Origin of the sequence: Flavobacterium sp. SM15, from assembly GCF_022012335.1 — a bacterium.
GTDB lineage: Bacteria > Bacteroidota > Bacteroidia > Flavobacteriales > Flavobacteriaceae > Flavobacterium.
The window spans coordinates 548808-571044 of record NZ_JAKLTO010000001.1 but is presented as its reverse complement, the minus strand read 5'-3'; the positions used below and the strand labels follow the sequence as shown (position 1 = coordinate 571044).

Here is a 22237-nt window from a genome sequence, read left to right as displayed (position 1 = left end):
TTTGTCATTATTAAATTTTCAAAAAAAGTGAGTTCACACAGCGGTAACCACCTTAACAAACTAACGTTAGGCGGTTTAATTGTAACCTTAGGAATTATTTACGGAGATATTGGTACATCTCCGCTTTACGTAATGAAAGCCATCGTCGGCAAACAGGCCATCGACCACGACATCATACTCGGCGCGATTTCCTGTATTTTCTGGACCCTGACTTTACAGACTACTTTAAAATATGTTGTTTTAACGCTTCGCGCAGACAATAAAGGGGAAGGCGGTATTTTCTCGCTGTACACCCTGGTAAAAAAACTGAAGAAAAAATGGCTGATAGTTCCGGCCATCATTGGGGGAAGTGCCTTATTGGCCGATGGAATCATCACTCCGCCGATTTCTGTGGCTTCGGCTATTGAAGGGTTAAAAACCTATAACCCGGAACTGAACACCATCCCGATCATCATCGGTATTTTATTCATCCTGTTCTTTATTCAGCGTTTCGGAACCAAATTTGTCGGGAAATTTTTCGGCCCGATGATGTTGCTTTGGTTCGGGATGTTGGGAACTTTGGGAGCGATCCATTTGGTAGGGAACATTTCGGTTCTTAAAGCGTTGAACCCCTACTATGCAATACATCTACTGCAAATTCACCACGAAGGATTTTATGTTTTAGGTTACGTATTCCTTTGTACTACCGGAGCCGAAGCTTTGTATAGTGATTTAGGGCATTGCGGTATTCAGAACATTCGCATCAGCTGGATTTTTGTAAAGACCATGTTGGTGATCAACTATTTCGGACAAGGTGCCTACCTGATCGCTCATGAAGGGCAAACTTTAACCCAGTTAAGCGGAAACGCAAGCAACCCCGGAAACCCGTTCTATCTGGTAATGCCGGATTGGTTTTTACCCTTCGGAATTGCCATTGCCACCTCTGCGGCGGTTATTGCTTCTCAGGCCTTAATCAGTGGTTCGTTTACTTTGATTTCCGAAGCAATGCGCCTGAATTTCTGGCCAAAAGTGCGTGTAAAATACCCTACCGAATTAAAAGGTCAATTGTACATTCCATCGATCAACTGGTTGTTATTCTTAGGCTGTGTGTTTATCGTAGTGCACTTTGAAGAATCCGGAAACATGGAAGCCGCTTACGGTTTAGCTATTGTACTGTGTATGATCATGACCACAATTTTACTTGGTTTCTTCATGGTACTGAAACGCTACAACCCGTTCCTGATCATTTTAGTACTGTTAACCTATTTATCGATCGAAATTTCGTTCTTTATCGCCAATATCGACAAATTCCCTCACGGAGGTTACGTTTCGGTGTTTATCGCCGGATTACTGGCCTTTATCATGGTGGTTTGGTTCACCGCGAAAAAAATCAGAAGGGAATATACCGAGTTTGTAAAACTCGATGCGTTCAAAAAAGTTATTTCCGATTTGAGCAACGATTTGTCCATCCCGAAATACGCAACGCACTTAGTATACCTTACCAATGCCAACCACGGCGATGAAATAGAATCTAAAATCGTGTATTCGATCTTACAGAAACGTCCAAAACGAGCTGACATTTACTGGTTTGTTCACGTAAACGTAACCGACGAACCGTATGAAATGGAATACCGCGTACGTGATTTGGTAAAAGACGACATTATTCGTGTGGATTTCTATTTGGGCTTCCGTGTGGCACCTCGTATTAACCTGTTGTTCAAAAAAGTAGTACAGGACATGGTAAAAAATGGCGAAGTAGATATTACCAGTCGTTACGAATCTTTAAACCGAAACAACGTCATTGGCGATTTTAAATTTGTACTTATTGAGAAATTTTTATCCTACGATAACGATTTCCCTTGGTATGAACGAATTATTTTAGATCTTTACTATTTCCTGAAGAAAATCAGTTTGTCGGAAGAACAGGCCTTTGGTCTGGACAGCAGTTCCGTAAAAGTGGAACAGTACCCGATTTTGATCCATCCGCCGGGAGAAATTAATTTACACCGAATCAAAGACCGTAGCCATCATTAAGATGAAAAGAGTTTTTTACCTTTTGTTATTATTTGCCAACCTGATCTCCGCGCAGGAAGAGGTAGTGCATTCCGTTTATTTCGAGTTTGACAAGTTCAACCTTGACGAGAAAAAAGCCAATGATGTCGTGGCCTTCGTTACCTCTGTAGACACTTCAAGAATAGAAAGTGTTCAAATTTTCGGTTATTGCGACGACCGTGGAAAAGACGCCTACAATTACAAACTGTCCAACGACCGGGCAAATACCATCAAAAACAAACTCATTGAAAAAGGGGTTAAAAATAAAATCATTGTGACCATCGAGGGTAAAGGACGTATCTTAATTGATGATGATATCGTAGAAAACCTACCCGAAGTACGCCAGAAAAACCGCCGCGTGGATGTAGTAATGAATTTCAAACCGATTCCTCCTAAACCGGTGCCCGGAGTTTATAAAGATTTGAAGAAAGATTTGATTGTGGGCGACCGTATTTATCTGGATAAGATCTTATTCGACAACGGCAGCAGCAAGCTTACTTTCAAATCAAAGCAGGAATTGGAACGCGTGTCCAAACTGCTTCAGAAGTATAAAAACATTGAATTCGAAATTCAGGGCCACATTTGTTGTACCCCTACCTTTCAAAAAGAAGCCATTGATAAAGACACCCGAAAAAGGATGCTTTCCATCAACCGCGCCGAAACCGTTTACAAGTATTTGATCAACAAACGAATCGATAAAAAAAGAATGACTTTTAAAGGCTACGGAAACACGCGTCCTCTTGGTAACGGACCCGATCAGGACCGAAGAGTAGAATTAGTCATCACCAAAATATAACGGCTTATGAAGCAACTTTTTACGCTACTTTTTTTACTTGCCTTTGCCTTGGGTTATTCACAGGAGGAATTAACTCAGGTAAAAATGGATAAGTATTCGGTGTATTTCGATTTCGACAAGCACAAACTCACCGATGCCGAAGACCAGAAACTGAAAGAGTACGTAAAAAGCCTTGGAAATATTGTGATCCTCTCCATTGGGCTGGAAGGGTTTTGTGACGATCGTGGTTCAATAGAATACAACCGTTTGCTTTCCCAACGCCGCGCCAAAACCGTTGAAGACATCCTTCAGGAAATTGCCTCCAAGCAGAAAAACGTGGAAGGAAAAGGGAAAATCGATTTGCGTATTACCGAGCTAAAACTAAGCGACGACGAACTCGATGCAACCCGTCAGCTTAACCGCCGTGTGGATGTTTATCTGGAATACTTTCACAACGATTACATCGACTTAAGCAAACCAAAAGATTCTTTGCCTTCAAAAATTGAAGTGGCCAGCCGTCAGCTTCGTTTAAAAACTTTTGAAGACAAGCCGCTAAAAGTGGGTGATATCATCAAACTTAAAGAATTGTATTTTGAAGGAGGCCGCGCCGTTTTACTTCGAAAATCGGAAAAACAGCTGGACAAATTACTGAACGAACTTCGAAACAATCCTAATTTTAAATTTGAAATCCAAGGCCATGTGTGCTGCATAGACACCGATTATTTTCGTGATGCCGTAGACGAAGATACCGGAATCAACAACTTATCCGAAGCCCGTGCTAAAGCAATTTTCGCCTACCTGAAAGCCAACGGAATTCCGGAAAGTCGCATGACTTATAAAGGCTATGGCCGTGATTTCCCTTTGGAAGGAGAAAAAGAACGCAACAACAAACGCGTGGAAATTTCCATTACCAGCATCGATTAAACTAGCTTTTTTTCATTTCGATGTGTGGGATGTCATCTTCGAGGTACATGGCGCTGGTTTGTACAAAGCCGTGGCTTTCATAAAATTTCTGCAAATAAAGTTGGGCAGAGATTGTGATGTTCGTTTGACCAAAGTGCTCTTGAATTCCTTTTATCGATTCCCGAATTAAATCGTGACCCCATTTTTTATCGCGATAAACCTGCTTTATGATCACACGTCCTATCGAAGCCTGATCAAAATAAGCTCCTGGGGCAAACAAGCGGGCATACGCCACTAAAACACCTTCATAAGTTCCTAAAACATGTAGTGCTTTTGAATCTTTTCCGTCTATGTCCTGATAAACGCAATTTTGCTCCACTACAAACACTTCTGAGCGCAATTGTAGTATTTGATATAGCTCATCAAGAGAAAGTATCTTAAAGGGCTTTATTTCGAATTTTGGTTCCATTGGTTTTTGAATTTACAAATTGCAACGATTTTATAATTGATTCCAGTTCAAAAATCATATCGCGTTTAGTACTGGAAGGATTATAGACAAAGCCTTCCACAACCACATAGCGGTTTCGTTTTTGGTCTTTGATGGCGTAATTAATAAAAGGCCCGTTCATGAAACTGTTTTCAAGTTCCCACGTGCCGCGAACTTCAAAGGATTTTTTATCGTCAATTTTAGTTTTAGACAAATACGGCGCATAGCTTTCTTCGGTAATCATACTTGCTTTGTCTACCATCCCCTTAATGTAACGTCTTCCAATAGAGTCTCTTATCCGAACAAGATTGGAAACATATCCGTTTTGCTTTTCTAGGCTCGATATTGGTACTTCATAAATAAGCAAACTGGAATTTCCCGAAGGAATGTCTTTTTTCAGCCACAGAAACTTTTTGTCTAGTAAGGCATACGAAAAAGACGAAGGAATCAACAGTGTACAACCAAAGGTTGCTCGGATGCGTTTGTCGTTAAACAGTGAGGCAGACATTTGACGCTGGTTTTCAATAATTTCATAAAACTTAATGCTGCTGGCCAGAGTTTGGGAATGCAGTTCAATGGTTTCAATTAGTTGTTTTAGGGAATGCCCAGTGATGTAAAATACGTTTTGAGGCGAAGCGTATTTATTTTCCACGTGTTTGAATTCGTTACTGTTAGCCTTGGAAACCACAACAATGTTTCGGTTCAGCTGCACCGAAGCGTCAAAAATTTTTGGGGAATATTGATTAATGGTAAACAACGGTTCTTCATCCTGAAGCCCATCTACCGGAGCGGCAAGTTTTTTTCTAAGAGTGTCCCCTATTTCACCGTTCCAGAGCACATCGTCAATGATTATGGCAACCGAATTGATTTTACCGGCCGAGGCAGGCAAAACCAAACCCGCTTTTTTTGTATTCTCTTTACAGGAAAACAAAAGCAGCAACAGCAGCAATCCTAAAAAAAAATTCGCTTTTCTCACAATAACCGTTTGAAAAGCGAATTTACTAAATTATCCGTTGATTTTAAGTTTCTGACCCGGTCGAATCTCGTCTCCTTGAATGTTGTTGAGTTTTTTGATGGCCGCCACACTAATACCGTGTTTTTTGGAAATTCTAAGTAGTGAATCTCCCTTTTGCACAACATACATGCGTTCTTTCTCAAGACTGCGTTCTCTGAAAGTAGATTTTTTTACTTCTTTTTTCTCAGCCTTCTCAACTGCCGCAACCACCTCTTCTGAAGTTTTGATTTTTAACTCCTGACCCGCTTTGATGCCTTCGCTATCGATAGCGTTCCATTCTTTAAGTTCGGCAATAGTTACGTTATTTTTGGTAGCAATCTGAGTAAGGTTGTCCCCTTTCTGAACTACATAAACTTTTTCATTTGTTGTCACTTCAGTTTTAGGCTCCTCGTTCTTCACGATTGGCTCGCTAACTTTAAGCGTGTCGGTTTTCTTTTTCTTAGCCATTTTTTCGGCAACCACTACATTGGTTTCGAATTGGATTTTAAGTTTCTGACCCGCATTTACCGTTGAACCCTTGATCTTGTTCCATTTCTTTAAATCAGCCATGGAAACGTTGTTTTTTTCTGAAATTTCCGAAAGGTTGTCCCCTCGTTTTACCGTGTAGTATTTCGTTCTAAGTTTCTTAACCGGTTTACTGGTCACTTCTTCATTGTCTTCTTCAGCAGAATTGCTCACATTGGTAGAGGCTACAGCTGTTGGAATAGAATCCGAAACTATGGTTCTTGGTTTTTTAACTTTGAAAATTTGTTTTTCGCGTTTGCTGTCTTCGTAGTTGATGTAGGCGTACACTTTATCTTCATTCGAAGTAAATACCGCCAATTTATTTTTCGGTAAACGAATGAAATGTGCTTTATCCGTAACAAAAGGAACCACGTCACGTTTGTAAATCGGGTTTAGGAAACGCAATTGCTCTTCCGGCATATCCAATAAATCGGAAAGTTGTTTGAACGACATTTGCTTTTTCACCATTACCGTATCGGTCTCAAAATAGGTCATCGTTGCACGTTTAGGCACAATTCCGTGTTCTTTTTTGTATTCGTAGATGTACATGGTAGCATAAAACGCCGGCAAATAGCCTTGGGTTTCCTGATGCATGTACTTTCTGATGTTCCAGTAATTGGTCTGTCCGCCCGAGCGACGAATCGCTTTGGAAATATTGCCCGGCCCTGTATTGTAAGAAGCCAAAACCAAATCCCAATCTCCGAAAATCTTATACATGTTGGTAAAATACTGACACGCTGCTTCGGTAGCTTTTAACGGATCGTAACGCTCATCCACATAAGAGTTTACCTCCAAATTATATTGTTTTCCGGTTTCGTACATGAACTGCCATAAACCGCTTGCTCCCACTCGGGATTTTGCCAATGGATTCAGTGCCGATTCCACGATGGCTAAATATTTGATTTCCAGTGGAAGATCGTATTTTGAAAGCTTGGATTCGAACATCGGGAAATAATATTCCGATAAAGCCATCAAACGCTCAAAAGCGCGCGGTCGATTTTTTAAGAACCCTTTAATAACTCCTTCTATTGTAGGGTTGTATTCTACGTTGAAAGGCGATTTCTGATTCAGTTTTTCCAAACGCTCTTTTAAAAGTTCTGTGTTTAGATCATAGGAAACGGCTTCATTCGAATTTGCTTTGTTGATATCCGATTGCATGTCGTTGAAAAGTTCCTGATTGCTCAGCTCCTTCATCCACATTTCGTCGATGCAGTTGCTGGTTTCGTGTCCTACGAAAGTCGCTTTAATAGAGTCAAGGTACGATAGCTTTGGGAGCTGTGTAATTTGTTCTTTTATTTCGGCTGATTCCTGAGCAATTCCTGCTAAGGAAACCAAACCAAAAAACAAAGAAAATACTTTTGTTTTACTCATGCTTGTTTATTTAATCCGTTATCATTCAATCTCTTACGAAGATTGCAAACATAATAGCTAATAACTGATAATTTCAAAAAATATTGTTAAAAAACGAAATTTTAACGTTCTATGGCGGCGATTCCCGGTAAGGTTTTCCCTTCCAACATTTCCAACATGGCCCCGCCGCCCGTGGAAACATAACTCATTTTAGGCTCCAAACCGAACTGCTTTACGGCTGCCACAGAATCTCCTCCTCCAACTAAAGAAAAAGCGCCATTTTTGGTAGCTTCGGCAATAAAGTTTCCTAAAGTGATGGTTCCTTCGGCAAATTTTTCCAATTCAAAAACCCCTAACGGTCCGTTCCAAAGGATGGTTTTCGAATCTTTAATTACTGATTTCAGAGCTTCTAGCGATTTTGGCCCTACGTCCAACCCTTGCCAACCGTCCGGAATATTATTTACATCTACAATCTGTGTATTGGCTTCGTTAGAAAAAGCATCCGCAGCTAATACATCCACCGGCAAGTGAATCTGTACGTTTTTCGCTTTAGCTTTTTCAAGAATTTCTAAGGCTAAGGCCATCTTATCGTCTTCACAAATGGAATTTCCAATTTTTCCGCCTAGCGCTTTGATGAAGGTAAAGGTCATTCCTCCTCCAATAATCATGTGGTCGATTTTGTCCAAAACGTTTTCGATTACCGTGATTTTGGAAGATACTTTCGATCCGCCCAACACCGCGGTTACCGGTTTTTCAGAGTTGTTCAACACTTTATTCAAACTTTCGATTTCTTTAGCCAAAAGCATACCAAAACATTTGTGCTCCGTGAAAAACTGGGCAATAATCGTGGTCGAAGCGTGTGCGCGGTGCGCCGTTCCGAAGGCATCGTTCACATAAATATCTCCTAATTTGGCTAATTTTTGGGCGAAATCCAAGTCGCCTTTTTCCTCTTCGGCATAAAAACGAAGGTTTTCCAAAAGCAATACTTCTCCGTTTTGCAAAGCAGCTGCCGCATTTTCAGCAATTTCTCCGATACAATCCGAAGCGAATTTTACAGGAACACCCAATACTTCAGAGGTTTTTGCCACGATATGCTGAAGCGAATATTTGGCCTCAACCCCTTTTGGTCTTCCCAAGTGGGACATCAAAATAACACTTCCCCCGTCTTTTAAAATTTTATCAATCGTTGGTTTAGCCGCCTCGATACGCGTGGCATCGGTTACTTTAAAATTTTCGTCCAAAGGAACGTTGAAATCTACACGGATGATGGCTTTTTTACCTGAAAAATTAAAATCGTTAAGGGTTTTCATTGAGCAATTATTTTGTTGTTTGTTTATTCATTAATCAGCAAATATAGCATTTTTATTTTTTTGGTCTTTTTTCTGTCATTTTTTTGGCAGATCCTCAATTTTAAACTTTGCAACTTTCTGTTATCTTTGCTTCATGCTATTTCAGGAAATTTTAGGACAGCAACACCTCAAGAGCCATCTCACCAAAAGTGCCGATTTGGGCCGTATTCCGCACGCCCAACTGTTTGTGGGACCGGAAGGATCGGGTACCTTAGCCATGGCAATTGCCTATGCCCGTTATATTTTGTGTTCCAATGTTTCGGGAGAAAACAACACCGGCAATCAAGCCTGTAACCTGAAATTTGAGCATTTTTCCCATCCCGATTTGCATTTTGTGTTTCCTGTGGCGGCCAACAGCGAAGTGAAATCCCATCCGGTGAGCGACAATTTTATCCAGCACTGGCGTGAATTCGTTTCTAAAAATGTGTACGGAAGTTTGTTCGAATGGTTGAAATTCATTGGGATTGAAAACAAACAGGGGCTCATCAATGTGTATGAAGCGCAGGAAATTGTAAAAAAATTATCACTGAAAGCCTACGAAGGCGGTTACAAAGTGATGATCATTTGGATGGCCGAAAAAATGAACACCGAAACTTCCAACAAACTTTTGAAATTACTGGAAGAACCACCGCAAAAAACCGTTTTCCTCTTAGTGACCGAAAATCAGGACGACATCATGCAAACGATTTTGTCGCGTTGCCAAGTGCTGGATTTTAAAGGATTACCCGAAAATGTGATAGCTGAGGCTTTAGTTTCACGTGAAAATTTAGAAGAAAAGCAAGCACTTAAAATCGCTCATCAAGCACAGGGAAATTACAACCGTGCCCTGCAACTTTTACATAAAGACCAAAACGAATTTCCGTTTGAAGAGTGGTTTGTGCAGTGGGTTCGCGCTGCGTTTCGTGCCAAAGGCAATGCTTCGGCAATTCTGGACCTTACTTCCTGGAGCGAGGAAATTGCGGGAATCGGTCGCGAAGCCCAAAAACAGTTTTTGCATTTTTGCGTGGAAATGTTCCGACAGGCCTTATTGCTCAACTACCAGTCGCCTTCGCTGGTGTACATCGAGCCAACCGTAGACAAATTCAAACTGGAAAACTTTGCGCCCTTTGTCAACGGCAACAATATTGAAGAAATTTTCAAGGAACTCTCCGATGCGATTTACCACATTGAGCGCAACGGTAATGCAAAAATCATTTTAACCGATTTATCCATAAAACTTACCCGTTTAATCCATAAAAAATAACACTATGTACATGACCAACACCGAACTTTTTGGCGTCTTGATTTTAGCCTTTTTAGCCATCACTTTTTTACAGTCCGGATACGATAAAATAGCCGATTGGAACGGCAATGTAGAATGGTTGAAAGGCCACTTTTCACAAACGTTTATTAAAAATCAGGTACCGGCCTCCTTAGGTTTGGTCCTAATTTTGGAAATCATTGCCGGAGCACTTTGTGTGGCGGGAATTTTCCAGTTGATTGCTAACGGAAGTACTACCATTGGTCATTACGGTGCGGTAGTTTCCTGCATCACTTTGTTGTTTTTACTTTTCGGACAACGCATCGCTAAAGATTACGACGGCGCAAGAACCATCGTAATTTATTTTATCCCTGCGATACTGGCCGTTTATTGGCTGTAAAATCAAACTAAACTCAATAAAAGCCGCATAGTTTTATGCGGTTTTTTTATAACGTTGCTTTGTACAAACGCAGTTCATCCCAGCTGAATTTATCGCCGTGCCTGTCCTTGAGTTCCCCTAAACTTTCACCGTTATAGTCTTTAAAAACCAAGCGTAATTCGTCGATTTTATCCTCGGGCAGAATATCCGGCAGGGTTATGGCTTCCAGTTGAATTAATTTGGTGAAATGCCCAAAAATAGTACCCGGTGTAAGTTTTCGTTTTTTAGCAATTTCATGGATCGACAAATTTTGCTTCCATAATTCTAACGTTTCTTCGATGGTTGCTTTCTTGGGTTCTTTGGCTTTTTTAGGTTGATGTTCGTAATAGGAAGTGTCCTGGTCTTCCTCTATCAAAGCAGCATGTTCGGTTCTGAAGCGTTGGGCTACAGTAACCAGCTTATTGATTTTATACACTTTGGCTTCTTCCAACTTTAAATTTTCTTTCGAAATTTCTTTGCCTTCGGAAACAATTTTCACTAATTGAAGCGCCTTTTTCAGTTGCAAAACCGTCTTGATTTGCAATTCTTCCAATTGAAGTAATTCGTCGTAAAAGGCTTTTACTTTTTTGGTGCGCTTGATTTCTTCAATTTTCAACAACAATTCTTCGACGACCTGATCCAGTGTTTTGAAAAAATAATCATAAGCCGCCTCACAACGCTGACGGATAAATTCAATGTTGGGGTTTTCCTCCAAAAACAATTTGTGCAGTTGAACTTGAAATTTTGCCGAGGCATCTCCTAAGTCGGAAATACTTTTCGTGTTGGTTTCCGCCCAATGCAAATGCTTTCGTTTGGGCGATTTCGGTGCTTCCTGATTGTAGCTGAAACTGTGGTTACGCCATTCTTGAATCAATACTTTAAAATCAAAACTGGAAATCAAGCATTTAAGCAAATAATTTTTGGTTTCAACCGATAAAGATTGCTTTAAAACTTCTTCTGAAGCTTTGTTGGTTGCATAATCCAGTACATCCTCATCCGAAGAAATGCCATTCATACGCAGTGGAGAAAGCAAAATAAGCCCGTTTAAGGAGCGTAAACGCGAAAGAGCCACATAGGCTTGTCCGGGAGCAAAAACATTGGATACATCAAGCACAGCTTTGTCAAACGTTAAGCCTTGGCTTTTATGGACGGTAATTGCCCAGGCTAATTTGATGGGATAATGCGTAAACGTTCCCAAGAGTTCCTCCTCTATTTCCTTGGTATTTTCATTGACTTTATACTTAATGTTCTGCCATTCATAGCGCTCTACTTCAATGGATTTGTTTTCTTCCGGAAAATGCACAAGGATCTCGTTCTCGGAAAGCGATTTGATTATGCCCATTTTTCCGTTGAAAAAACGTTTTTCAAAAGACAAATCGTTTTTAACAAACATTACCTGAGCGCCAACTTTAAGTTGCAGTTTTTCTTCCACCGGAAAAATTTTCTGCGGAAATTCCTCAATAATTTCGGGTAAAAAGGTGAACTGTTTTTCCTTCAGTGCAGCTAAAGAGTCGGAATTGAGCGCATCGGCTTTTGCATTGTGCGTGGTAAGCGTAATGTATTCGCTGTTGGTTTTAAAATCGAATTCGGGTTGCACAAACTGATTTAAAATCTGGAGATCATTTTCAGTTATTGTGTTGTTTCTTAGGTTGTTAAGTACCGAAATAAACGTATCATCACTCTGTCTGAAAATCTTTTCCAATTCGATGTAAAGCGGCGGATACTGCTGTACCACGTGCGAATGAAAAAAAAACATTCCTCGGTAGTATTTGCAAAGCTGTTGCCATTCCTCCTGCTTTACAACAGGAGGTAATTGTAATAAATCTCCTATATATAAAATCTGTACACCTCCAAAAGCCTGTTCGTTTCTTCGGACCCTGCGCATCATGAAATCCATAGCATCCAATACATCGGCACGCAACATACTGACTTCATCTATAACCAATAATTCCATGTTACGAATCACGGAACGTTTGGTCACATTCATGTTAAAATGACGGGTAAGCGAATCCTTATTTTCAAACTTAACCGATTCTGAAAAATGCGGAAGTTGTTTATTATCAGGAAGAAAGGCAGCAAAAGGTAATTGAAACATCGAGTGAATCGTGACTCCCCCTGCGTTCAAGGCAGCAATTCCGGTAGGCGCAACAACCACGGTATTTTTATGAGTAGTAGCAATGATTTCACGGAGTAAAGTCGTTTTACCCGTCCCAGCTTTTCCGGTAAGAAAGATGGATCTATTGGTTTGGTTGATGAACCGAAGCGTGTATTCGGCGGCTTGAGAAATTTGTTCCACGTGGCGTATAGTTTGATGGGTAAAGGTATAAAAAAAGCCCTCCATAATGGGAAGGCTTCAGGATTATTTTTTAGTTTCCTCTTTAGCGGTTTCGCTCTTTTTAGGACCTTTGTAGTTGTCGTTCAACTCTTTGCTGATAGTGGTGGTGATATCGTAAGCCTCTTTTGCATAAAGTACAGTGGCTGCGTCACCTGTTCCATAGATGTAGTCGTAACCGTTCTTTTTCCCGTATTCTTTTACGTAATTTTTGATGCGTTTCACAAGGCTGTCCATTTCTTTACCGCTTTCTTGTTGCAACGTTTGCATCATAGCCTGTTGTTTCATGCCTAATTGCTGCTCGCGTTTTTGCAATTCAGCCCCTTTGGCTTGCGCCCATGCCTGCCCTTTAATCATCGCGTTTTGTTGGAAAGAAGCTGCTTCACTTTGAAACTGCTTTGCTTCACCCTGCAATTCACGACCCATTTCTTCTTGTTTTACTTTGAATTTTTCTTCTAAATCTTTAGCCTCTTTATTCTCTTCCAATAATTTTGAAGTATCGATGTAAGCCGTTTTCATTTTTTCAGCCGAAGCAGTTTCTTTATTACAAGAAAGGATTGCTAAAGAAGCAACCGAAAGTAAAATCAATTTTTTCATTTTCTAATGCGTTTTATTTTTGTGTAAAAGTATAAAATTCGTCCTTGGTTTTCAAAGATGCTAATTTTAGAATGAAAATCGCAAGTTTTTGTTCTTTTTTAAAGTATAAAGAATATTTATCGTTATTAAAATACAAATAAAAACTTACTATTAAAACCAAAATCAAATAAAGCGATTTAAGAAACGATCTAAAAAACAGAAGGTATTTCCTTGTTTTGAGTAGAAATATATAAAAATCAGGCTTTATTTTAATTTTCAGTGTTTTTGATCACATAAATATGGGAAGAAAACTCCCTATTTTGCTTTGCTTTTAAATTTGAGCGTAAACCGGTCCAAAATCCCTGAACGAAATTCATTGTTCCGGTTTTGTATTTTTCCGATAAAAGCGAAACGTAAAAACTATCAAAAACCATTGGAAGGATTTTTACTAGTTGCATATTCTCTCTAGCAAAAAGTTTTTCTATCGACGTTTTTGAAAAATGCCACAAATGACGAGGCACATCGTAAGCCGCCCAAAATTTTCCGTAATGCTGTGCATCGAATGATTTATAATTCGGAACTGCGATAATAATTGTTCCCATTGGTTTGAGCAAGCGTTTCAATTCCTTTATTTGTTTTTCCAAGTCCGGGACGTGTTCCAAAACGTGCCACATGGTAATTACATCGAACGAATGATTTTCTAAAGCTTCTAAAGCATCTGCAAAATGTACTCCTTTTGAAACGGCAATAGCTTTAGCTTTTGAACTGGGTTCTATCCCGGTAATGCTCCAAGATTGATTTTTCGCTTCGGATAAAAAGTCTCCGGTTCCGGCTCCAATGTCCAAAAGGGTTCCTTTTTGTGGTTGCAGTTTGGTGATCAATTTTACTTTATCACGAATCGCTTTTCGTTTAATGAAATGATATATTTTTTCAAACAACGAACGTTTTGCGTCGGTATGAGAAATATAATCCTCGCTTTCGTAATAACTCGGAAGTTTTTCCAATGACGGTTGCGGATGGGTTTTTAGGAGTTGTAATTCCTTATCCAAAAGCAAATCAAAATGTTCTCCAGATACGGAATAATCTTGAACATGAATAAAAACGTTATCGGTTGAAAAGTGCATTTATTTTTTTTGTTTCTTACTAATCGCTTTGTTTATAAGGCTTGCCGCCGTAGTTTCACGTGGAACATTTTTAAAATCTCCGTTTGCAGTCGCAGTAAATAGTATAGTAAAACAAAAAAACTACAAACCGAGACTGTCAACTAATTTAGCGTCCCATGTGAATTAATAATATAGAAATATCCGCTGGGGAAACTCCGGAAATTCTCGATGCTTGAGAAATTGTTACCGGTTTAATTTTTTTCAGTTTCTCGCGCGCTTCGTGTGAAATGGATTTCACCAGATCGTAATCGAAGTCGGGTCTTATTTTTAAATCTTCCAGACGGTTTAATTTATCCGCGTTGTTTTTTTCCTTCTCGATATAACCCGAATATTTAACTTGAATTTCCGCTTGCTCAATTACTTCTTCCTCAAGATTATTTTCCTGAATGTATTTTTGAACATCTTCGAAACGCAAGATATCTTCCAACTCCAATTGAGGTCTTGAAAAAACTTTGAACATTTTATCCGGTTGCACCATTGGCGAAGATCCTTTCTCTTCCAAAATTGGATTTGCTTCTTTCGGGTTCACACTGGTTTCCTTGAAGAAGTTTACAAACGCATCCGACTCATCGCGTTTTTTTTCCATTGTGCGCAAGCGGTCTTCTTTTGCTAAACCAATTTCATAAGCCATAGGTGTTAAACGGAAATCTGCATTATCCTGACGTAACAAGGTTCGGTATTCCGCACGGGAAGTAAACATACGATACGGTTCTTCCGTTCCCTTGGTGATTAAGTCGTCAATTAATACGCCAATATAAGCTTCGTTTCTTTTTAAAACAAAAGGATCACGTCCCTGTACTTTTAACGAAGCATTAATTCCAGCCATCAAACCTTGAGAAGCGGCTTCTTCATAACCAGTGGTTCCATTAATCTGTCCGGCAAAATATAAACCATCAATTAGTTTGGTTTCTAAAGTATGTTTTAATTGCGTAGGCGGAAAATAATCGTATTCGATAGCATAACCTGGACGGAAGAATTTTACTTTTTCGAAACCAGCTACAGAACTCAAAGCTTTGAATTGAACGTCTTCGGGTAGTGAAGTTGAAAATCCGTTTACATACACTTCCACTGTGTTCCAACCTTCAGGTTCTACAAATAACTGGTGGCGTTCTTTATCGGCGAAACGGTTGATTTTATCTTCAATGGATGGACAGTAACGCGGTCCTAAACTTTTGATTCGTCCGTTGAACATTGGAGAACGATCAAAACCTTCCCGTAATAAATCGTGTACCAGTTCCGAAGTATAGGTCATGTGACAATCTCTTTGCACTGAAAGTGGTTTGGTAATTCCTAAATAAGAAAATTTATTTGGTTTTGTATCTCCGGGTTGGGGTTCCATTTTAGAATAATCTAATGAACGGCCGTCTACTCGAGGAGGGGTTCCGGTTTTCATACGTCCGGCTTCAAAACCTAATTTCACCAAATCTTCGGTGATTCCGTAAGCGGCACTTTCACCAGCTCTACCTCCACCGAATTGTTTTTCTCCGATATGGATCAAACCATTTAAAAAAGTTCCATTGGTAAGCACTACCGATTTTGCTTTGATTTCAATTCCCAACGAAGTTCGGATTCCGGTAACTTTCCCATTCTCGGTCAAGAGCCCGGAAACCATTTCCTGATAAAAATCAAGGTTTGGGGTTTGCTCCAACATGTTTCTCCATTCTTCAGCAAAACGCATACGGTCCGATTGAACGCGTGGCGACCACATAGCAGGCCCTTTGGATTTATTCAGCATCTTGAATTGAATCGCTGTGCGATCCGACACAATTCCTGAATAGCCACCGAGCGCATCAATCTCACGAACGATTTGTCCTTTTGCAATTCCTCCCATTGCAGGATTGCACGACATTTGTGCAATGTTCTGCAAACTCATTGTAACCAGCAGTGTTTTGGAACCCATATTTGCAGCCGCAGCCGCAGCTTCTGAACCGGCATGACCTGCACCAACTACAATTACATCATATACATCTTGAAATAAACTCATTGTTCCACGTGAAACATTTTAAATGCTTCAAAATTTTTAGTATAATAATTAATGTTCCACGTGGAACATTAAAACTTTTTCATCTTCTTTAGTACGCATCAACTGTTCGTCTTGCTCAGATTTATCTTTATATCCACAGTAGTGTAACACTCCATGAATGATAACCCGCTTAAGTTCTTCTTCAAAAGAAACATTGAAATCACTTGCATTATCTCGAACGCGTTCAATCGAAATAAAAATATCACCTTGTAATATTTTTCCCTCAGAATAATCAAAACTGATGATATCAGTCAAATCGTCATGATTAAGGTATTCTACGTTGATTTTATGCAGGTATTCATCGTCACAAAAGATATAACTTATCTCGCCTAATTCTTTGTTCTCAGACTCAATTACGCGCGAAATCCAATTTTCAAACGCTTGTTCATTATCCAACTGAAAGTCGGTTTCGTAATTAAAACTAATCATGTATCTTAAAATAATTTTGCACCTTCTGGTTGAAATTTGGGCGCAAAGGTAAGCTTTGTCTATTTAATATTTCAACACTGTTTAAATAATCTTTTAAAGCAGGTGGAATTTGATTCGCTTGATTTTGAAACTGTTTAGTATTGGTTTGTGATTGACGCTTATTTTCTTCTCCTTGTTGTTGCATCGCTTTATCCAGTTTTAAAAGTTCATGCTTAAGGTTCAACATCTTTTGCAATGTCTCGTTTTTAAAACCTTTATTGAGTAATTGCTTTTCAATATCTTTCATTTGTTGCAAGGCATTTTGTCCATTACCTCCCATTCCGTTTTTATCTAAAGCTTTCTGTAAGGCATCTCGCAGTTGTTGTTGTTCTTTATAAATTTCAAGTAATTTACCAGCATCGCCTTCTCCATCTTCTCCATTCTCCCCTTGTTGGCCTCCTTTTTGACCTTGCTGTCCTTTCTGACCGGATTCACCAGGTTTGTCTCCTGGCTTATCTCCAGGTTTCATACCTTGTTTCATCTTTTCGGATAAACCATCTTGTTTTTTGATAATATCTGGTAATTGCATGCCACTTCCTTGGCCTTTTCCTGGTTTAGGATTACCCTTGCCTTGACCCTGCATCATCATTTCGCTTTGCATTTCATTCATCGTATCGCTTAAAAAATCTGCAAGTGTATTGGCTGATGTAATGGTATACTGCTGATGAGAAACCCCTCGTGAAATATCCGAATCCGCCAAACGATCTATGGATTTATCGATATTGTAATGCACTTTACCAACTTCTTTTGTTATGGTCTCCGTAATCTTAGGATTTCGCAACGACATTGCAAAAAGCGAATCATCAACGTGTTTAAACTGTGTTTTTAAATCCTGTTGTTTTTTTAATAATTTATTAAAACCTAATGAACGACCGTTAGTAATTTTAAAAGTATTCATCACCTCTTCCTGTGAAAAAGAAAAAGCTAAAAGATTATCTAGTATTTGGCGTAGCATTTTAATGTCTTCATCCATTTGTTCCATATCACCAGACTCCATCAACTGCATCATTTTTTGACTCATTTGCTGCATTTTTTGAGCTGCTGATTTTTGTTTAGGTTTTGCTTTGGATTGGTTTTGCTTCTGCAATTCATCGGAAGCTTTTTTTAAATCTTCCTCAATATTTTGTTGTTCCTGCTTATCGTTAGGAATGTCCATAGGAGCTTTTAACTCTTTGTTTTCTTTATCAAGCTCGTTAAGATCTTGCTGTAGTTTATCAAATTCTTTATTGATATCATTTTGATCTTTAGAATTGTTGTCTTTACTCTCGGAAAGTTTCTCTTCTTTTTTAGATAATTCTTCTAATTTATTGGCAAGTTGTTCTGCTTTCTTTTCAACATAAAAACGCTTGGTAAGTTCAACCAATTGCTCCAAACTTTTGGTTTGATCCTTTGTGTTTTGTTTGAGTTTATCAACTTTATCAAACAGTTCTTCTTCTTTTAGTTTATTGGTAAGTTCTTCTAACTCCTTTAAAAGTTTTTCGTTTTTCTCGATTTCTTTTTCGTTCTTTTCCAAACGAATTAAAAGTTCCTCTTTAAATTCATCCTTCTTTTCGGGATTGAATTGCTGCAGGTTGTCCTCTAATTTTTTTGAAAACTCCTTCATCATCTCATCCTGCTGTTTCTGACGGTTGATGAAATCCTGTACTTTTTTCTGATCTTTAAAATCAAGGTTGGATTTCTCTTTACCCAACTTTTGAAGTTTGTCAAGTTCCGAAAGCTGTTTGTCCTGATTTTTTATTGATTTTTCAAGACTGTTAATATTCGAATTTTGCTCTTGAAGCACTTGTTCCTCTTTTTCCTGATCTGTTAATTCACGGTGCGAAAACACGGCGGATTTAGAACTCTTAAAATGATGAATGGCATCGTTGTCGAAAATTTCAAAATAATAATCATAAGCAACTCCTGGTTCTATCGATAGTCCGGAAGGAAAAGTGTACACAAACTGATCAAAAGCGGCACTTTTTACTGGAATTGTTCCTTTTCGGATTGAATTAGGTTTATCTTTCGGATAAAAAACCACATGCAATTTGGTTAAGCCGTAATCATCGGAAACTTGTCCTAAAACCACTTCCTTTTTTAATTTTAAACTATCCGGTGCTGATTGAACGGAAATCGTTGGATATTGATCCTTTACCGTAGTAAGCTGATAGTTCAATTTTTCATAATTCTTAACTTTAGAATTAGAAGTAATAATTTGATAATCAATAGTTTGAAGGATTGTTTTACCGAAACTAAAATACTGTTCATTTCTTTGAAAATCAATTGTTTTGAAATCCGATAGAAAACCAACGGAGGTAGTGGCTAAAGCTATTACCTTCCAAAGAACTTTAGTGCCTTCAGGAACTACTGCATTACCGGTACCCTGAACAACTTCAGTCTTTTTTCCTAAATACGAAGGAAAAACCAATTGCATTTCAAAATTGGCAATGGTAGGCACCGCCACAACATTCAATTGTAAATCTTTGGAAATTACTTTATTGGCTTGAAGGTGAAACTCAACAGATTTTAAAGGCTTTTCAAATTGATATTCGAATTCACCGGGTTTGGTACTGGTTAAAAAATAAGTTTCTTCTCCAATTTTTATTAAAGCATTTTCGGGAATTACTGTTCCTTTGGTTTTAACTTTAAGTAGAAAATCTTGCCCTTGTTCGCAGGTTAAACTAGAATTCTGAATCTGAAATTCAAAGGGAGCCGGCGGAGAATATTGTTTTTGAAAATGTACTACACGATCCAAACTTTGAGTAATCATTCCCGAATTACCACTGAGCATGAAAACCGATAAAATCAAAAGCGGAACAAAAGCATAAGGCAAATATTTTGAATTCTTTTTGAAATTGATCGCATTACTAAAAGGAATCGGTTGAAGGTTTCTTGCCTTTTGTTCGATCGAAGCAATCAATAATTCAGATGGATTGCTTTGGGAATTAAGCTGGAGAAAGTTAGTCAGTTTATCACTTACTTCCGAAAAATGATTCCCAATGATTTGGGAAGCCTGTGAAAAATCAATTCCTTTCTGAAGTTTAAACAATTTAAAAATCGGAAACAGTATAAAACGTAAAAGCAATAGTAGTTCTACAAGTATGAACAGCCAAAAAAGTATTGTTCTCCCTTTGGTACTCAGCCATAGAAAATGTTCCACGAGTGTCGTGAATAAAAAATACAACAAACCTAAACCTATAAAAAGTATAATTCCTTTGAGCAACTCATTGGTATAGTACTTTTTAATAAAGGCTTCAAGTTTCTCAAAGATGACATTCTTGGCTTCCAAAATCTAAAGTTTTACTTATAACCGATAAAATTACAATTTTAAACAAAACCAAAAAGTATAAAATACGTTAAAACCTTTCGGTTAAACCAAATCTTGAAAAGAGTCGATTCAAAAAACAGCAAAGAGTTTTCAACATTCATTATAAAAAAGAAAAAAAGAATTTTTAAAATTTTAATTTTTTGATTGTTATTATTGTTTGTTAATAGTGGAAATAACTTTTTTAGAATAAGGTTGGATTTAGAGTTATTTCTTTTTATACCGAGTTATCAACAGGGTAGTTTAGAGTTAAAACTTTGTAAATCAAATGTAAATTTTAGGTTATCAACAATCGTTGAAAGATAACTTTTGATTTGTTTTTTTAATAATTCACTCTACAAATTTGTGTTAATAAGTACGGATTCCTTTTTAATAAATTATAAACAAAAAATAAAAACTTCCCTTGCATTTCTGATTTGTCTTTTTGATTAGGAAAAAAAAGCATTTATCCAAAAAACAGTTGTAAAATTCTATTCAAAGTTTTCAACAAAAGTTGTTAATCGGTAAAAGCCTGTTTTTCAACGATTCCGGTAAATCAATTAACAATGTAAAATTTTGGTGTTAAATCCTTATAAAGAAATATGTTTTTAATCGTTTTTATTAACAATTTATCAGTAATTTTTAAGCTACTGTTCAAACAAATCTCTTAAAATAAAGCAGTTATAGAACCTTTAGCTTTATTAACAATTGTCAATAGTTTTAAATTTGTTTTAAAAAACTCTAAAGGGTAAATGGTTAACTGTAAACTTAAAAGTATCTTTGCACAAAATTCTGTAAAAAATGTCAAAACCGGTTAGAGTGCGTTTTGCACCAAGCCCGACGGGCCCGTTACATATTGGTGGTGTACGTACTGCCTTATTCAATTATTTATTTGCAAAAAAACACGGAGGAACCTTTTACCTGCGTGTGGAAGATACCGATCAAAACCGCTTTGTTCCCGGAGCGGAGGCTTATATTATGGAAGCATTGGAATGGTTAGGTATTGCTCCCGATGAAACCGTTGGGAAAAATGAAAAATTTGGACCGTACCGTCAAAGCGAGCGTAAAGACTTGTATAAACAATACGCGGATCAGTTGATAAATTCAGGATGGGCGTATTATGCTTTTGACACCGCTCAAGATCTGGATCAATTGCGTAAAAATGCTGAAGAACAAGGAAATACGTTTATTTACAATCATACGGTTCGTGAGCATTTAGACAATTCGCTTACCAATAGTGCTGATAAAGTAGCCGAGCGTATTGCCAATGGTGAAGAATTTGTAATTCGATTTAAAACTCCAGTGGATCAGACCTTACATTTAAAAGATCTTATTCGTGGAGAAATTAAGTTCGATACCAATTTATTAGACGATAAAGTATTGTTTAAAAGCGACGGAATGCCTACCTATCATTTAGCAAACATTGTCGACGATCATTTAATGGAAACTTCGCATGTAATTCGTGGGGAAGAATGGTTGCCTTCCCTCCCACTTCATGAATTATTATACACCGCTTTTGATTGGCAAGCACCTGAGTTTGCCCATTTACCGTTAATTTTAAAACCGGTAGGTAATGGAAAATTATCCAAACGCGACGGAGATAAATTAGGATTCCCGGTGTTTCCTTTGGATTGGAACGATCCGATTTCCGGAGAAACTTCTTCAGGATACCGTGAAAAAGGATTTTTTCCTGAAGCAGTGGTGAACTTTTTAGCACTTTTAGGATGGAACGACGGTACCGATCAAGAATTATTCTCGTTAGAAGAATTGGTACAGAAATTCGACCTAGGAAGAGTTCACAAAGCCGGTGCGAAATTCGATCCGGAGAAAAACAAATGGTTTAACCAGCATTATTTAAAACTGCAATCGGATGAGTCTTTAGCGGATAAATTTCTTACGATTTTAACCGAAAAAGGAATTGCTACCGATAAAGAGTATGTGACTAAAGTGGTCGCTTCGGTTAAGGAACGTGCTACATTTGTAACGGATTTGTACGAGCTTTCCGATTTCTTTTTTGTGGCTCCTGCTTCCTATGATGAAAAAGCAGCCAAAAACTGGAAAGAAGAAACCCCGCATTTAATGCAGGAACTGATTTCCGTATTGGAAAACATCGGTGATTTCACTTCAATGAATATTGAAACCATCGTAAAAGACTGGATGAGCAAAAACGAAATTGGTATGGGTAAAGTAATGCAGCCGTTCCGTTTGTCTTTAGTGGGCGCTTTAAAAGGGCCTCACCTTTTTGATATCGTGGAAATGATTGGAAAAGATCAAACCATAAAACGATTACAGCAAGCCATTGCAAGTTTATAAAATAAAA

16 protein-coding genes are annotated in these 22237 nt (G+C 38.3%); 6 read left to right on the top strand and 10 right to left on the bottom strand.

The window, feature by feature from the left end; translation table 11 throughout:
• The first annotated feature begins 27 nt into the window (after window positions 1–27).
• Genes LZZ90_RS02705 through LZZ90_RS02695 form a run of 3 tightly spaced genes read left to right on the top strand, consistent with a single transcriptional unit; the run spans window position 28 to window position 3730 of the window.
• Window positions 28–2013: a KUP/HAK/KT family potassium transporter gene (locus tag LZZ90_RS02705; protein ID WP_237789139.1), complete on the top strand. Its 1986-nt coding sequence runs from the start codon at window positions 28–30 to the stop codon at window positions 2011–2013.
• Window position 2014: 1 nt separating this feature from the next.
• Complete coding sequence (locus tag LZZ90_RS02700; protein ID WP_237789138.1) at window positions 2015–2827, top strand: OmpA family protein; 813 nt, start codon at window positions 2015–2017, stop codon at window positions 2825–2827.
• 6 nt (window positions 2828–2833) lie between these two features.
• Entirely contained in the window at window positions 2834–3730 is an 897-nt protein-coding gene (locus LZZ90_RS02695; RefSeq protein ID WP_237789137.1) for an OmpA family protein, read from the top strand.
• A gap of 1 nt (window position 3731) precedes the next feature.
• Here LZZ90_RS02695 and LZZ90_RS02690 read toward each other — a convergent pair whose 3' ends face one another.
• The 4 genes from LZZ90_RS02690 to pgk form a co-directional block, all read right to left on the bottom strand.
• Complete coding sequence (locus tag LZZ90_RS02690) at window positions 3732–4178, bottom strand: GNAT family N-acetyltransferase (RefSeq protein ID WP_237789136.1); 447 nt, start codon at window positions 4176–4178, stop codon at window positions 3732–3734.
• Window positions 4147–5172, bottom strand: a complete 1026-nt coding sequence (locus tag LZZ90_RS02685; RefSeq protein ID WP_237789135.1) for a DUF4837 family protein — start codon at window positions 5170–5172, stop codon at window positions 4147–4149. Before LZZ90_RS02685 ends, LZZ90_RS02690 begins: the two co-directional genes overlap by 32 nt.
• A gap of 30 nt (window positions 5173–5202) precedes the next feature.
• Window positions 5203–7086: a LysM peptidoglycan-binding domain-containing protein gene (locus tag LZZ90_RS02680; RefSeq protein ID WP_237789134.1), complete on the bottom strand. Its 1884-nt coding sequence runs from the start codon at window positions 7084–7086 to the stop codon at window positions 5203–5205.
• 101 nt (window positions 7087–7187) lie between these two features.
• Entirely contained in the window at window positions 7188–8375 is a 1188-nt protein-coding gene (pgk, locus tag LZZ90_RS02675; RefSeq protein WP_237789133.1) for a phosphoglycerate kinase, read from the bottom strand.
• Window positions 8376–8508: 133 nt separating this feature from the next.
• On the opposite strand from pgk, the gene LZZ90_RS02670 reads away from it, so the two are divergent.
• On the top strand, window positions 8509–9657 hold the full coding sequence (locus LZZ90_RS02670; RefSeq protein ID WP_237789132.1) for a DNA polymerase III subunit delta': 1149 nt from the start codon (window positions 8509–8511) through the stop codon (window positions 9655–9657).
• Between the two features lie 10 nt (window positions 9658–9667).
• Entirely contained in the window at window positions 9668–10054 is a 387-nt protein-coding gene (locus LZZ90_RS02665; protein ID WP_237789187.1) for a DoxX family membrane protein, read from the top strand.
• Window positions 10055–10100: 46 nt separating this feature from the next.
• Here the strand turns inward: LZZ90_RS02665 and LZZ90_RS02660 are convergent, their stop codons facing one another.
• The 6 genes from LZZ90_RS02660 to LZZ90_RS02635 all read right to left on the bottom strand — a co-directional run bounded on the left by LZZ90_RS02660 (window position 10101) and on the right by LZZ90_RS02635 (window position 19902).
• Complete coding sequence (locus LZZ90_RS02660; RefSeq protein ID WP_237789131.1) at window positions 10101–12368, bottom strand: helix-turn-helix domain-containing protein; 2268 nt, start codon at window positions 12366–12368, stop codon at window positions 10101–10103.
• A 63-nt stretch (window positions 12369–12431) separates the two neighbouring features.
• Window positions 12432–13001, bottom strand: coding sequence for an OmpH family outer membrane protein (locus tag LZZ90_RS02655; protein ID WP_237789130.1), 570 nt, complete (start codon window positions 12999–13001; stop codon window positions 12432–12434).
• A 248-nt stretch (window positions 13002–13249) separates the two neighbouring features.
• On the bottom strand, window positions 13250–14104 hold the full coding sequence (locus tag LZZ90_RS02650; protein WP_237789129.1) for a bifunctional 2-polyprenyl-6-hydroxyphenol methylase/3-demethylubiquinol 3-O-methyltransferase UbiG: 855 nt from the start codon (window positions 14102–14104) through the stop codon (window positions 13250–13252).
• A gap of 145 nt (window positions 14105–14249) precedes the next feature.
• Window positions 14250–16127: a tRNA uridine-5-carboxymethylaminomethyl(34) synthesis enzyme MnmG gene (mnmG, locus tag LZZ90_RS02645; protein ID WP_237789128.1), complete on the bottom strand. Its 1878-nt coding sequence runs from the start codon at window positions 16125–16127 to the stop codon at window positions 14250–14252.
• 48 nt (window positions 16128–16175) lie between these two features.
• Window positions 16176–16595 (bottom strand): rRNA maturation RNase YbeY, encoded by a 420-nt coding sequence (gene ybeY, locus LZZ90_RS02640; protein WP_237789127.1) that lies wholly within the window; start codon window positions 16593–16595, stop codon window positions 16176–16178.
• Window positions 16588–19902, bottom strand: a complete 3315-nt coding sequence (locus LZZ90_RS02635) for a DUF4175 family protein (protein ID WP_237789126.1) — start codon at window positions 19900–19902, stop codon at window positions 16588–16590. Before LZZ90_RS02635 ends, ybeY begins: the two co-directional genes overlap by 8 nt.
• Window positions 19903–20718: 816 nt before the next feature.
• On the opposite strand from LZZ90_RS02635, the gene gltX reads away from it, so the two are divergent.
• Window positions 20719–22230, top strand: coding sequence for a glutamate--tRNA ligase (gene gltX, locus LZZ90_RS02630; RefSeq protein ID WP_237789125.1), 1512 nt, complete (start codon window positions 20719–20721; stop codon window positions 22228–22230).
• The last annotated feature ends 7 nt before the right edge of the window (window positions 22231–22237 follow it).

Coding starts and splice junctions, on each gene's coding strand:
- LZZ90_RS02700 (WP_237789138.1), top strand. CDS start 2,015: ATGAAAAGAGTTTTTTACCTTTTGTTATTATTTGCCAACCTGATCTCC.
- LZZ90_RS02695 (WP_237789137.1), top strand. CDS start 2,834: ATGAAGCAACTTTTTACGCTACTTTTTTTACTTGCCTTTGCCTTGGGT.
- LZZ90_RS02690 (WP_237789136.1), bottom strand. CDS start 4,178: ATGGAACCAAAATTCGAAATAAAGCCCTTTAAGATACTTTCTCTTGAT.
- LZZ90_RS02680 (WP_237789134.1), bottom strand. CDS start 7,086: ATGAGTAAAACAAAAGTATTTTCTTTGTTTTTTGGTTTGGTTTCCTTA.
- pgk (WP_237789133.1), bottom strand. CDS start 8,375: ATGAAAACCCTTAACGATTTTAATTTTTCAGGTAAAAAAGCCATCATC.
- LZZ90_RS02670 (WP_237789132.1), top strand. CDS start 8,509: ATGCTATTTCAGGAAATTTTAGGACAGCAACACCTCAAGAGCCATCTC.
- LZZ90_RS02665 (WP_237789187.1), top strand. CDS start 9,668: ATGACCAACACCGAACTTTTTGGCGTCTTGATTTTAGCCTTTTTAGCC.
- LZZ90_RS02655 (WP_237789130.1), bottom strand. CDS start 13,001: ATGAAAAAATTGATTTTACTTTCGGTTGCTTCTTTAGCAATCCTTTCT.
- LZZ90_RS02650 (WP_237789129.1), bottom strand. CDS start 14,104: ATGCACTTTTCAACCGATAACGTTTTTATTCATGTTCAAGATTATTCC.
- mnmG (WP_237789128.1), bottom strand. CDS start 16,127: ATGAGTTTATTTCAAGATGTATATGATGTAATTGTAGTTGGTGCAGGT.
- ybeY (WP_237789127.1), bottom strand. CDS start 16,595: ATGATTAGTTTTAATTACGAAACCGACTTTCAGTTGGATAATGAACAA.
- gltX (WP_237789125.1), top strand. CDS start 20,719: ATGTCAAAACCGGTTAGAGTGCGTTTTGCACCAAGCCCGACGGGCCCG.